The sequence below is a fragment of the Ruegeria sp. AF8 genome (assembly GCF_056541825.1).
This window is the reverse complement of record NZ_JBQFYW010000005.1, coordinates 206563-219099: the sequence shown is the minus strand read 5'-3', so window position 1 is coordinate 219099 and position 12537 is coordinate 206563. Positions and strand designations below refer to the sequence as shown.

The 12537-nt window shown below is 61.7% G+C and carries 11 protein-coding genes; 7 read left to right on the top strand and 4 right to left on the bottom strand.

Annotation, left to right across the window (positions count from 1 at the left end):
- Positions 1 to 95: 95 nt before the first annotated feature.
- Positions 96 to 2330: a response regulator gene (locus ACR0AO_RS11745; RefSeq protein WP_480603616.1), complete on the top strand. Its 2235-nt coding sequence runs from the start codon at positions 96 to 98 to the stop codon at positions 2328 to 2330.
- A gap of 19 nt (positions 2331 to 2349) precedes the next feature.
- Positions 2350 to 2790 (top strand): VOC family protein, encoded by a 441-nt coding sequence (locus ACR0AO_RS11740; protein ID WP_480603613.1) that lies wholly within the window; start codon positions 2350 to 2352, stop codon positions 2788 to 2790.
- On the opposite strand, the gene yaaA is transcribed toward ACR0AO_RS11740, so the two are convergent.
- The 4 genes from yaaA to ACR0AO_RS11720 all read right to left on the bottom strand — a co-directional run bounded on the left by yaaA (position 2757) and on the right by ACR0AO_RS11720 (position 7617).
- Positions 2757 to 3551, bottom strand: a complete 795-nt coding sequence (yaaA, locus tag ACR0AO_RS11735) for a peroxide stress protein YaaA (RefSeq protein ID WP_480603611.1) — start codon at positions 3549 to 3551, stop codon at positions 2757 to 2759. The two genes, ACR0AO_RS11740 and yaaA, sit on opposite strands and share 34 nt — an antisense overlap.
- A gap of 35 nt (positions 3552 to 3586) precedes the next feature.
- On the bottom strand, positions 3587 to 5626 hold the full coding sequence (recQ, locus tag ACR0AO_RS11730; RefSeq protein WP_480603609.1) for a DNA helicase RecQ: 2040 nt from the start codon (positions 5624 to 5626) through the stop codon (positions 3587 to 3589).
- An 88-nt stretch (positions 5627 to 5714) separates the two neighbouring features.
- Positions 5715 to 6002: a YggT family protein gene (locus tag ACR0AO_RS11725; RefSeq protein ID WP_480603608.1), complete on the bottom strand. Its 288-nt coding sequence runs from the start codon at positions 6000 to 6002 to the stop codon at positions 5715 to 5717.
- 70 nt (positions 6003 to 6072) lie between these two features.
- The gene (locus ACR0AO_RS11720) at positions 6073 to 7617 is read right to left on the bottom strand and encodes a pilus assembly protein TadG-related protein (protein ID WP_480603606.1); all 1545 of its coding nucleotides are present in this window, start codon (positions 7615 to 7617) and stop codon (positions 6073 to 6075) included.
- Positions 7618 to 7994: 377 nt separating this feature from the next.
- Between ACR0AO_RS11720 and ACR0AO_RS11715 the strand changes: the two genes are divergently transcribed.
- The 5 genes from ACR0AO_RS11715 (at position 7995) to arfB (ending at position 12500) form a co-directional block, all read left to right on the top strand.
- A complete protein-coding gene (locus ACR0AO_RS11715) occupies positions 7995 to 9362 on the top strand; it encodes an MFS transporter (RefSeq protein WP_480603604.1) in 1368 nt (455 codons plus the stop codon).
- On the top strand, positions 9359 to 10222 hold the full coding sequence (mepA, locus tag ACR0AO_RS11710; RefSeq protein ID WP_480603602.1) for a penicillin-insensitive murein endopeptidase: 864 nt from the start codon (positions 9359 to 9361) through the stop codon (positions 10220 to 10222). The genes ACR0AO_RS11715 and mepA overlap by 4 nt, the downstream gene beginning before the upstream one ends.
- Positions 10195 to 11079, top strand: a complete 885-nt coding sequence (locus ACR0AO_RS11705; RefSeq protein WP_480603601.1) for an esterase-like activity of phytase family protein — start codon at positions 10195 to 10197, stop codon at positions 11077 to 11079. Before mepA ends, ACR0AO_RS11705 begins: the two co-directional genes overlap by 28 nt.
- A gap of 93 nt (positions 11080 to 11172) precedes the next feature.
- Positions 11173 to 11817: a queuosine precursor transporter gene (locus tag ACR0AO_RS11700; RefSeq protein ID WP_480603600.1), complete on the top strand. Its 645-nt coding sequence runs from the start codon at positions 11173 to 11175 to the stop codon at positions 11815 to 11817.
- Between the two features lie 263 nt (positions 11818 to 12080).
- Positions 12081 to 12500 carry an alternative ribosome rescue aminoacyl-tRNA hydrolase ArfB gene (gene arfB, locus ACR0AO_RS11695; protein ID WP_480603598.1) on the top strand — a complete coding sequence of 140 codons (420 nt, stop codon included), beginning with the start codon at positions 12081 to 12083 and terminating at the stop codon, positions 12498 to 12500.
- Positions 12501 to 12537 lie beyond the last annotated feature (37 nt).

The window sequence follows — 12537 nt, the reverse complement described above, 5'->3', positions numbered from 1 at the left end:
GGGTCATTGCAACGCCGGAGAGAGGGCGGGCGCATTTAAACAGTTTTTCACCAAACCACCTCATGCTGGTCCAGGATTGTCAGGGAACCCGTTCAATGAGCCTTGCCGGAAAATTGGCCGAGGAACGCCGCGCGCGACTGGCCGCCGAGCGTCTGCTGGACCTCAAACAGGCGGAATTGTCCGCCGCAAACCGCAAACTTGGCCAGCATGCGATGGCGCTGACCAAGCAGATCGGCGAGACCCGGGCCGAAGTCGCCACCGTGCGACACGAGAACGAAAAAGTAAAATCCGACCTGACGGTCGCCAACGCCAAGATCGAGGTGGCGGAACGCCGGTTGTGGCATTCGATTCAGACCATTCAGGACGGGTTTGCCTTTTTCGACGCCGAACACCGGCTGATCGGCGCCAATGCCGCCTATCTGAGCGTGTTCGACGGTCTGGACGAGGTCGCGCCCGGCATATCCTATATGCGCCTTCTTGAGATCATGACGGATGAAGGGCTGGTCGACCTGGGCGTGCAGCCCGCATCCGAATGGCGCGACACGATGCGTCAACGCTGGCTGTCGGCCAGTCCCGAGTCCACCGTGATTCAGTTGTGGAACCAACAGTATATCAAGCTGATCGACCAGCGCGGACACGGCGGCGACGTCGTCAGCCTGGCGCTCAACATTACCGCGTCCGTCCGTCATGAGGCCGAGTTGCACTCGGCCCGGGAAAAGGCCGAGGCGGCGAACCGCGCGAAATCCGCCTTTCTGGCCAATATGAGCCATGAGATCCGCACGCCGATGAACGGGATCGTCGGCATGTCGGAACTGCTGACCGATACCGCGCTGGACGAGGAACAGCAGACCTATGTCGACACGATCCGGAACTCGGGCGAGGCGTTGCTGGTCATCATCAACGACGTGCTGGACTATTCCAAGATCGAGGCTGACAGGCTGGTGCTGTATCCCGAAAGCTTCGATCTTGAGCGTTGCATCCACGAAATCGTCATGCTGTTGCAGCCGACGATCCGGGAAAAGGGTCTGTCGTTTCTGGTGGATTATGACCTGTTCCTGCCGACGCTGTTTGTCGGCGACCCCGGCCGTATCCGACAGGTGCTGACGAATCTGATGGGCAATGCGGTGAAATTCACCGCAAAGGGCCATGTGCTGATCCGGGTCACCGGGGTTCCTGATCCCGAAAACGGAACATGCTCCATCCATGTGGCGGTCGAGGATACCGGGATCGGTATCGCCGAATCGAAGATCGGCCACATATTCGGAGAGTTCAACCAGGTCTGTGACCAACGCAACCGCGCCTTCGAAGGCACCGGGTTGGGGCTGTCCATTTCCCGGCGGCTGATCGAGATGATGGACGGTAAGATCTGGGTCGAAAGCGAGGAGGGACAAGGCGCCTGTTTCGGGTTCCGGATCACCCTGCCCACAGCCGAGGGACCGCAACCGGTGCCACCCTGCCTGAAGGAGCGTCTGCATCACGTCATGGTGGTGGACGATCTGGCGGTCAACCGGGCCATTCTGGCAAAACAGCTTGGCAGATTGGGAGCGAAGGTGACGGTATGCCAGTCGGGGGTCGAAGCGCTGGAACGACTGGATGACAGCGTCGATCTGATCCTCAGCGATCACCACATGCCCGATCTTGAGGGGATGGAAATGGCGCGCCTGATGCGCGAGCGGGGGTGGAATGAGGTGCCGATCGTCATCGTGACCGCGAATCCCGGCGCGGTTCGCGGCGATGCGGATCGGCATCTGATACAGGGGGTCATGCAAAAACCGGTCCTCCGGGCAGAGCTTTTTTCGCGCCTCGACGCGCTGGGCGCCTCGGTGTTTGATCGGATTCGGGTGCCGGATACCCGTGGGCAAACGGTTGCCGGGCCTGAGCGGGACGCGCCCCTGCAACAGCGCCGCGCCATGCGGATTCTGGCGGCTGAGGACAACAGGACCAACCGGCTGGTTCTGAGCAGGATGATCAAGGATCTGGATATCGATCTGCGGTTTGCAGGCGATGGTCAGGAAGCCGTGGAGGCCTTTGCCGAATTCGCACCCGACCTGATTTTCATGGATATTTCGATGCCGAAGATGGACGGCAAACAGGCCACCGGCGAAATCCGCCGATTGGAAGCCAAAAGCGGGCGGCGCGTGCCCATCGTCGCGCTGACCGCGCATGCCATGGCCTGCGACACCGAAGAGATTCTGGCAGCCGGTCTGGATCACCATCTGACCAAGCCGCTGCACAAGGCACTGATCCACGACAAGATCGTCGCGTATCAGCCGCCCGACGCCCGCCCGGTGACCCCGCCTGACGTCTCGACGGCTTGCCCACCGGCCTGACCGGGCATAGCCTTGCCCCATGACCGAAGACCGAGGATTCCGGCCCAGAGCCCTGGGTGAAATCGCCATCCGTTGCGCCGATATGGCGGCAATGGTTGCATTCTATGAAACCGTGATCGGGTTGGAGCGGCTGAATGGCGACCATAACAGCGCCATCACCTTTTTCCGGATCGCCGAGGGGTTCGGCGGGCATACCACCGTGCTGGCGCTGTTCGATGACGGCGCCGCATCCCGTGGCGGGCCGGTCACGGGCGGCAGTTCGGCATTGCACCATATCGCGCTGTCGCTGCCGTTCGACGAGCAGGCGGCGGTGATGCGCTGGTACGATCGCATCGGCCAGCCCTATCGGGTGGAACAGTTCGGCTGGATCGGCTGGCGGGGCATCTTTACGCAGGACCCCGAGGGCAACACCGTCGAGCTGGTGTCCTATGATCCGTCAATGCTGTCCGGCCCCGCCTGATAGGGGCGCACAAAGACCGGCCTGTCGGGTTCGGACAGGTCGGGACGGTGGACATATCCGCCGGTGTCGAAATCGGTAAGCGAGGCCGGGTCGGTCAGCCGGTGCTGAATCACATATCGCGCCATCGCGCCACGCGCCTTCTTGGCAAAGAAGCTGACGATTTTGGGCGCGCCGTCCTTGTCCTCCATGAAAACGGGGGTGATCACACGCAGTTTGAGCGCCTTGAGATCGACCGCGCCGAAATATTCCTGGCTGGCGCAGTTGACCAGAATGTCGGTGCCGATCCGGTCGGCCTGATGGTTGAGCGCCTTGCTGAGCTGGTCGCGCCAATATTCATACAGGTTCTTTCCGCGCCGGGTTTTCAGCCTGCTGCCCATTTCAAGCCGATAGGCCTGCATGGCATCGAGGGGCCGCAACACGCCGTAAAGCCCGGAAAGAATGCGCAGGTGATCCTGCGCCCAATTCATTTCCTCGGCGTCGAGCGATGCGGCTTCCAGGCCCTGATAGGTGTCACCGGCAAAGGCCAGCGCGGCCGGGCGGGTAACATCGTCAGAGGGGGCGTCGGCAAAAACCTGAAAGCGGTCGCGGTTCAGGCGGGCCAGATCGTCGCTGAGGCTCATCAGTTTCTTCAAATCGCCCAGCGTCAGGTTGCGGGCGGTTTTTGCCAGCCGGACCGCATCCGCCTGGAAGGCGGGTTCGGTCACCGCGACATCCCGTTCCGCCCAGTCCAGCCGCTTGGCCGGAGAGATCACCACCAGCATATCCGCCCCCTTTGGTTCCTGCCATTCGGACGTATCTAGCCCGCTGCCCGCAGGACGTCCAGAAAGGCGGCGCCGAACCGTTCCGCACGGCGTTCGCCCAGCACCTGTTCCAGCGTCCGCGTGTCGTCGGGGCGCAGTTGCGCCACCTTTGCCAGTTGCGAAGCGGAGCAGGTCAGCGGCTTGTCGATACCCTCGGGGCCGCGCGCCAGCTCCGACTGCACCTCGAGCAGCCGGTCATAGACCCCCGCCGTTTCCCGACCGGCCAGTTTGCGCCGCGCCGGATGCAGCGCCGCCGCGTCGCCGGAAATAACCTCCAGAAAGGTCGCGCCATAGCGCTCGAGTTTTTTCGCGCCGACACCGCTGACGCGGGCCATGTCGTCAAGCGATTGCGGCCGCCGCTCGGCCATTTCGATCAGCGTCCGGTCGGGGAAAATAACATAGGCGGGCACGCGGGCGGCTTCGGCCAGCGCACGGCGCCTGGCCTTGAGCGCCGACAGCAGCGGCGCGTCCTCTTCGCTGACCATCGTTCTGACCGCGGGGCGGCGGGTGGCCTTGTTGATCGTGTCCTTGCGCAGGCGGATCGTTGCTTCGGCCTTGAGGATCGGTCTGGCGGCCTCGGTCATGCGCAGAGCACCGTGGCGTTCGGGGTCGGGACGGATCAGATCGTGGCCCATCATCTGCCGGAAAATCGCCTGCCACTGAGGGCGCGTCCAGGCCTTGCCGACGCCATAGGTGGGCAGGTTATCATGTCGGCGGGCGCGTATCTTGTCGGTTTCATTACCGGTCAGGATGTCGATCAGGTGACCGGCGCCAAACCATTCCTCGGTCCGCAATATGGCCGACAGCGCCATGCGCACCGGGGTGGTGCCGTCGAACACATCCGCCGGGCTGTCGCAGAGGTCGCATTTGCCGCAAGGCTCCGCCTGCTCTCCGAAATAACCCAGCAGGGTCTGACGCCGGCAATCCAGCGCCTCGGCCAGTCCCAGCAGGGCGTTGAGCCGCGCATGATCGGCAGCGCGGCGTCCGGGCGGGGCCAGCCCCTCGTCGATCTGGGACCGGCGCAGGCGAATATCGTCGGGGCCGAACAGGGTCAGGGTTTCGGCCGGCGCGCCATCACGCCCGGCGCGGCCGATTTCCTGGTAATAGGCCTCGATCGATTTGGGCAGGTCGGCATGGGCGACCCAGCGGATGTCGGGCTTGTCGATACCCATGCCGAAGGCAACGGTGGCCACCACGATCAACCCGTCCTCGCGGGCAAAGCGGGTTTCGACGATGCGGCGGTCCTCGGCCTCCATCCCGCCGTGATAGTGGCAGGCGTTGTGACCATCCTCGCGCAGCGCGCGGGCCAGCACCTCGGTCTTGTTGCGGGTGCCGCAATAGACGATGCCGGACTGGCCCCGGCGCGCTTCGGCAAAATCGAGGATCTGCCGGCGCGGGCTGTCCTTGGCGGCGAAGGCCAGATGGATGTTGGGCCGGTCGAACCCGCGCAGAAAGGTGCGGGGGGATTGCCCGTCGAACAGCTTTTCGACGATCTCGTCCCGGGTTTCGGCATCCGCCGTGGCGGTGAAGGCGGCCAGGGGCACGCCGAGTGCACGCCGCAACTCTCCGATCCGCAGGTAGTCGGGGCGGAAATCGTGACCCCACTGGCTGACGCAATGGGCCTCGTCCACGGCGATGAAGCTAACGCCGATCCGACGCAACATGCCCATGGCAGAGCCCGCCGCCAGCCGTTCCGGCGCCATGTAGAGAAGTTTCAGCCGCCCCGCCTCGAGCGCGTCCCAGACCGCATCGGTTTCCTCGGCCGTGTTGCCCGAGGTCAGCGCCCCGGCCTCGACTCCGGCCTCTTGCAGGGCGCGGACCTGATCGCGCATCAGGGCGATGAGCGGCGAGATGACGACCGTCACCCCATCGCGCATCAGCGCCGGAAGCTGGAAACAGAGCGACTTGCCACCGCCGGTCGGCATGATGGCCAGCACGTTTTCGCCCGCTGTCACCGCATCGACGATTTCCGCCTGACCGGCGCGGAATTCATCGAATCCAAAGACATCTCGCAGCAGTGGCGCGGCGTCCAGCATGTTCGGGTGGCCCTGTTCAAATCTTGTCGGTCTGCTCTTGGCGGGCAGTTTCACATACTAAGATTCAGTGAACAAGGCCCCGGAGCGTTCAATAAAAATAGACCGCGTTGTTCACGATGACGATCCGCAGCGCATAGACGCCGATCAGCACCACGAGCGGCGTCAGGTCGATGCCGCCCATCGGCGGCAGGATACGGCGGATGGGTCCATAAATCGGCTCAAGTATGCGGTTCAGCCCATACCAGATCTGCGCCACGAATTGCTGGTGCAGGTTCAGGACCTGAAAATTGATCAGCCAGCTCATGATCACATGCGCCAGAATGAAGAACCAGACAATGTCCAGAATCAAAAGCAGGATTTGGATCAGCGACAGCATGGGTACTCCGTTTTCAGATTAGCCGAGACCTAAGCAGCCCCGGCCAAAAGAGCAACCCTGCATGTGCGTGTCACTGCGTCAGGCGCAGTTTCTGGATCGAGGAAGCGATGGACACAAACGCCTTTTCGATATCCAGCCCGTCCACATCATAGACATGGCTGTCGGAACTGGCGCAGTTTTCGATGACTTTCAGGCCGTTCGCGGGGGCTTCGAAGGCGATTCCATAGATGATGATACCCTGTCTTTTGGCGATCCTGCAGATGTTCTTGGTGCGCTGATCCTTGGCGGTCGCGTTGATCCAATTGACGGCTGCCGTGTACCATCTGTTCGGATAGCTCGGAGAAAACGCCTGATTGTGGCCGGCGTTGAACCACATTGACGCACGATTGAACAACTCGGGATAGGTGAGTTGGACGGCATCGCCAAGTTCGTCGTCACCGTAAGGGTGGTCGGACCATACACTGCCGTAATCGTTCCAATAGCCGTAACCATCATACGTTTTATATTCGCGGTCAGGCCAAAAATACCGAAGTTTTCCGCTGGATTTATACGCCGAGTACTGATCCGCCTCGGCGTTGTACCAGACATTCGAAAGGCCTGAACGCATAGAAGGGTTGAGCCATGGCTGGTCGGTGTTTTCCCCGTCCGTCATGACAATCACCACCTTGATCACGTCCTCGTCATATTCGGTCGGGCGGCTTGCGAATTCAGCCGGAACGACGCCACCGCCGCTGAGATTGCTGACGATATCCTTCATGCTGGGATCCAACAGCGCGACGCCCCATTTCATGCCGATCTCGATCGAGGTGCTGCCCAAAGCCGTAAGCGCACCAATGTGATCCTTGAGTTTCGTGGCGCTGTTGGACATCACGGTTATTTCCGAACCCGCGCGAATGGGGCAGGCAGGGATTTCAATCGAACCTTCCGAAACCGTCCACGGATCGAAATGTGCCGTTCGGTCCAGTTTGTCGTCACGATCCAGATCGGTATCGCTGAACTGTTCCGGAATGAAGTTCACGCAATGGGAATAGTCATGTTCCTGCGTGACGTTTGTGAACTGGTCCAACAGGGTCTTGCCCGCGTTGACCTGAGTGGCATAGGGCACGATCGAGATCGACGTTTCGTCGTTTTCCGATTTTTCCAGCAGCAGATCAACAAAATCCTTTGCCGCGCTTTGCAGCAACGCGATCTTGGTGCTGCCGTCCCGGCTGGCATCCGCCATCGACCCCGAGATATCCAGCACCAGCGAAATCTCGACCGCACCGATCGATTCCTCGGCAACGCTGCCCGCGACCGCATTCAGGCTATCCACGCCGGACATATGCATGAAATGCGTAGGCACGACAGTTTCCGCCACTGCGGTAATCTTGCGAAAGCCCAAACCCTCTTCGACAATGGGCTCTCCCCTCAACCGGTCGCCAAGGCCCGCTTTCTCAAGATAGTCCCTGACGACAACCTTGGGGTCGAGTGTCTGATCAAGATCCGCTGCCCCCAGGGTCGCGCGGTCGAGGGTCGATTGCAACAGAACCCGTTCCCGCTCGAACCGCATCAGGTCAACGCCAAGCCCGACCGTGATCAGGATGATCAGGAACAGGAACAGGCCAAGGATGGTCATCGAACCGCGTTCGGCCCGAAAAAAACCCCTGATCGTCAAGCGGGAGGTTTCGGATGGTTTGCGGCGACCATCACACAACCTATCTGAGAACGTCGTCATGAGGGGAACCTCACTGAGCGGAATCCAAAAAACACGATTTTTGAGTACGCCGCCACTAGACCGCGACTGTGGCGGAACTTTGACGGAAGTACAGAAAATATCATCATTTTTTCCTGTGACCCCACGTCATGAGAACAATAGTCCAGAGCCGTGGAAATAGTTTCCAATTCGCCTTCAAATGACAATCGGATCTCCGGATTGGGCATGTGGGCATTGAAAAGCTTGCTTCGGCCCGCCCACTGCCCGCATAAGGAGAATAAAAGGCAGGAGGGGCAGGAATGGCGGCGGTTTCCAGACGCAGGCGTATTTGGGGGTGGTGGTTCTTCGATTGGGCCAGCCAGCCCTATCATACGTTGCTGGTCACTTTTGTCTTCGGTCCCTATTTCGCGGGTGTCGCCGCCGAGTATTTCGCGGGCACCGGCCTGGATGCGCAAAACGCAGCGGCGCGGGCGCAAAGCGTTTGGGCACGATGCCTGACCATTACCGGTCTGATCATCGCTTTCGGTGCACCTCTTCTGGGCGCGCTTGCAGATGTGTCGGGGCGGCGCATCCCCTATATTCTCGCCTTTTCGGTGATGTATGCGGCGGGCTCTGCGGCTTTGTGGTACACGATGCCGGACGGGTCGAACATGTGGCTGATGCTGTCGGCCTTTGGACTGGGCTTTGTTGGCGCCGAATATGCGCTGATCTTCATCAATTCGCAGTTGCCCGATCTGGGGGACGAACACGAGGTGGGGGAAATCTCGGGATCGGGTTTTGCGTTCGGGTATTTCGGCGGGTTGCTGTCGCTGGCGATCATGCTGGCGCTGTTCGTCGAGCAGCCCAACGGCAGGACGCTGATCGGAGTGGAGCCGATGTTCGGTCTGGACGCTGGGCAGCGTGAGGGAACCCGCTTTGTCGGCCCTTTCACCGCCGGATGGTTCATCCTGTTCATGGTGCCCTATTTTCTGTGGGTCCGGGACGAGGACCGCGGCGACCGCAAGGGCAGTTTCGGTGAAGCAATGCGCCTGCTGGGCCAGTCGGTGTCGAATCTGCGCCACCGCACCAGCCTGACGGCCTATCTGGGGTCGTCGATGTTCTATCGCGACGCGCTGAACGGGCTTTACAGTTTCGGAGGCGTCTATGCCCGGCTGGTGTTGGAATGGGACCTGATCAGGATCGGCGTCTTCGGCATCGTCAGCGTGCTCGCCTCCGCGGTCTTTGCCTGGGTCGGAGGCAAGCTGGATCGCCGGTTCGGCCCCAGACCGGTGATCCTGGTTGCGATCTGGGTGCTGATCCTGGTCTGCACCACCATCGTGTCGATGGACAGAACGCAGATTTACGGCATCGCGCTGCCCGAAGGGTCGACCTTGCCCGACACGGTATTTTTTGGCTGCGGCATTCTGATTGGCGGCATGGGCGGCATCCTGCAATCGGCAAGCCGGTCGATGATGGTGCGCCACACCGATCCGCAGGCACCGGTCGAAAGCTTTGGCCTTTACGGCCTGTCGGGCCGTGCCACCGCCTTTGCCGCGCCGCTTTTGATCGATATCGCCACCGTCAGCACCGGTAGCGCGCGGTTGGGGGTTTCTCCGATCGTGGCGTTGTTTATTCTGGGTCTGTTCCTGATGCGTTGGGTCAGACCGGAAGGGGACCAGAAGCAATGATTTTATTACGCATTTTCGCAGTAGTCGGGATTTCGATTCTGGCTAGCGCCACCAGTGCCGCCCCTCTCGCCAAAGAGCTGTTCGGAGCAAAACAGCAGGCCTCCCGGCAAAAACCCGCCGCTTACGGCAGCTATGCCAAGGGATGCGCGGCGGGGTCGGTGCAATTGCCGGAAACCGGCCCGACCTGGCAGGCCATGCGGCTGTCGCGCAACCGCAACTGGGGGCATCCGGAAACCATCGACTTCATTCAGGACCTTAGCAAGTTTGCCGCCAAGCAACGCGGCTGGGGTGGGCTGTATATCGGCGATATCAGCCAGCCGCGCGGCGGGCCGATGCTGTCGGGCCACCGCAGCCACCAGATCGGGCTGGACATCGATATCTGGATGCTGCCGGCCAATAATCTGCGCCTGACCCGACGCGCGCGGGAAAACATCTCGTCCATCTCGCTGCGCCGGGCCAACGGCGCCTATGTCAACAGCAACTGGACGTCCAATCACCACGCAATCATCCGGGAGGCGGCCAGGGACAAGCGGGTGGCCCGGATTTTCGTGTTTCCCGGCGCCAAGGTGCAGATGTGCAACGACGAAAAGGGCAACCGGGCCTATCTGCGCAAGATCCGTCCGTGGTGGGGGCATCACTATCACTTTCATGTCCGGCTGAACTGCCCGCGCGGGGCAAAGGGATGCGCCAACCAGAACCCGCCACCCAAGGGGGATGGCTGCGCCGAAGCGCAGCAATGGGTCAACAACATCCTGAACCCGCCGCCGCCCGACCCGAATGCGCCGCCGCCGAAGAAACGCCGTGAATACGTGTTAGCTGACTTGCCAAACCAATGCGCCGCCGTCTTGCAATCGGATTGATATCCGCCCTGTGCCTGGCGGGGTCGGTGCAGGCTGTCAACGTCAGACAGGCCACCCATCTGGGCAGTTATACCTGGAAGCGCGAAGCGCCTTGGTTGGGAGGGCTGTCGGCGCTTGAGGTGTCCGATGACGGACAACGCATGACCGTTATGAGTGACCGGACAACTATCCTGACGGCGGAACTCCGCCGCAACGGCGATGTGATCACCAAGATCGACAGGGGGCCACGCCAACGCGTCCGGTCCAGCAAGAGCCGCATCCTGCCGTCCAAGGTCGGTGATTCCGAAGGATTGGCGATCGCGCAGGACGGGACGATCTATGTCTCGTTCGAACGGGTGCACCGGGTCGCGAGATACGACAGGATCGGGGGGCGGTCCAACGTGCTGCCGCGCCCGAAGGCCTTTGACGGCCTGGCCAATAACGGCTCGTTCGAGGCCCTTGCCATCGACGACAGTGGCAGGCTGTACACGATGCCGGAAAGCAGTCGCACCGCCGAAGGGCTGATACCGGTCTACAGGTGGGACGGTCAGCAATGGTCGACACCGTTCACGTTGGAGCAGAACGGAGGTTTCCTGCCGGTGGGGGCCGACTTCGGGCCGGACGGCCGGCTGTACGTTCTTGAGCGCGATCTTGCCCTGTTCGGATTCCGCAGCCGTATTCGACGGTGGATCGTTGGTGATGACGGGGTTCGCGGCGAAGAAACCCTGCTGTCGACATCCGCGGGGACGCACGACAATCTGGAGGGGCTGGCGATCTGGCGCGACGGCCAGGATAGGTTGCGCGCCACGATGGTGTCGGACGACAATTTCTTTTGGCTGCAACGCACCGAGATCGTGGAATACGTTCTGCCCGACTGACTTGCACCCGCGCGCCATACCCGGTAAATCACCGCCTTGCCCGCAGAATAGCGGGCCAAGTCGCCGCCCCCTTGTCAAAACGGACCCCGCAACATGAAACGCGCGCATATCCCCGGCATCCTTGCCATGGCCACCATCGTGGTGGCGTCGAACATTCTGGTTCAGTTCCTCATTCTCGACGGCCTTCTGACATGGGGCGCGTTCACCTATCCGATCGCGTTTCTCGTCACCGATGTGATGAACCGCGTCTATGGCGCGGCGGCGGCAAGACGGGTGGTTTTCGCAGGCTTTCTGACCGGCATCGTCTGTTCGCTGATCGGCAGCCAGATCATGCTGCAGGGTGATGGCTTTACCTATGCCGCCGTTCCGTTGCGCATCGCGGTCGCCTCGGGAACCGCGTTCCTGATCGCGCAACTGACGGATGTCGCGGTGTTCAACCGGTTTCGCGGCGGCCGCTGGTGGCGCGCGCCGCTGGTGTCGACACTGGTGGGTTCGGCGCTGGACACGGCGCTGTTCTTCACCATCGCGTTTTCGGCCTCGGTCACCATCTTTGGCGCCGATGCGGATGCGGCAATCAACTGGGCGTGGGAGCTGGTGCCCTTCATGCTGAGCGGCCCCGAGGCGCCCTTGTGGGTGACGCTGGCCTTTGCCGACTGGCTGGTGAAACTGTCGCTGGCCCTGATCGCCCTGATCCCGTTCAAGGTGATCGTCGCCCGCCTGACCGCTCGGCCCGCGTAAAAAAACGCTTTGAGAATGGCACAACTTGTGGCACGCTGGTTTTCAACCGCAACAGATAGAAAAGGAGGTGATCCAGTGTCGAGAAAGAGATTGGAGAGAGGTGTCGGAACAACCGGGGGGATCGCCTGTTAGGGCAACCCTTGGCTGGGCGTTCGCCCTGGCTGGTCGATTGATCTAACCGACCCGACCTCCTGAACTTTCGAAGGGCCGTCCCGCCGGGGCGGCCCTTTTTGTTTCTTCATCCGGCCTGTAAGGTCCGGCCCATGTTGCACGTGACCGACGAAATCGCCCTGCAGGACTGGGAACTGACCGAGAACTTTGTGCGCGCCTCGGGTCCCGGCGGGCAGAATGTGAACAAGGTTGCGACGGCGGTCGAGCTGCGGTTCGAGGCCGAGCGCTCGCCATCTTTGCCGGGGCCGGTCAAGGCCCGCCTGAAACGGCTGGCCGGGCGGCGCTGGAGCAAGGACGGGGCCATCGTGATCCAATGCGACGAGACCCGGTCGCAGGCGCGCAACCGCGAGATTGCCCGCGAGCGGTTGGCCGAACTGATCGGGCGCGCGCTGGTTGCGCCAAAACGGCGCGTCGCGACCAAGCCGACCTATGGATCGGTGAAACGCCGTCTGGCCGCCAAGAAGGCACGCGGCGAGGTCAAGGCGCTGCGCGGCAAGGTGTCCGACGATTAATCTGGCATCTTTCGGGCGTGTTGATACTCTTTCCTCA

Coding starts and splice junctions, on each gene's coding strand:
- ACR0AO_RS11720 (WP_480603606.1), bottom strand. CDS start 7,617: ATGACCATCCTTGGCCTGTTCCTGTTCCTGATCATCCTGATCACGGTC.
- ACR0AO_RS11725 (WP_480603608.1), bottom strand. CDS start 6,002: ATGCTGTCGCTGATCCAAATCCTGCTTTTGATTCTGGACATTGTCTGG.
- ACR0AO_RS11705 (WP_480603601.1), top strand. CDS start 10,195: ATGCGCCGCCGTCTTGCAATCGGATTGATATCCGCCCTGTGCCTGGCG.
- mepA (WP_480603602.1), top strand. CDS start 9,359: ATGATTTTATTACGCATTTTCGCAGTAGTCGGGATTTCGATTCTGGCT.
- ACR0AO_RS11740 (WP_480603613.1), top strand. CDS start 2,350: ATGACCGAAGACCGAGGATTCCGGCCCAGAGCCCTGGGTGAAATCGCC.
- recQ (WP_480603609.1), bottom strand. CDS start 5,626: ATGCTGGACGCCGCGCCACTGCTGCGAGATGTCTTTGGATTCGATGAA.
- arfB (WP_480603598.1), top strand. CDS start 12,081: ATGTTGCACGTGACCGACGAAATCGCCCTGCAGGACTGGGAACTGACC.
- ACR0AO_RS11715 (WP_480603604.1), top strand. CDS start 7,995: ATGGCGGCGGTTTCCAGACGCAGGCGTATTTGGGGGTGGTGGTTCTTC.
- ACR0AO_RS11745 (WP_480603616.1), top strand. CDS start 96: ATGAGCCTTGCCGGAAAATTGGCCGAGGAACGCCGCGCGCGACTGGCC.
- yaaA (WP_480603611.1), bottom strand. CDS start 3,551: ATGCTGGTGGTGATCTCTCCGGCCAAGCGGCTGGACTGGGCGGAACGG.
- ACR0AO_RS11700 (WP_480603600.1), top strand. CDS start 11,173: ATGAAACGCGCGCATATCCCCGGCATCCTTGCCATGGCCACCATCGTG.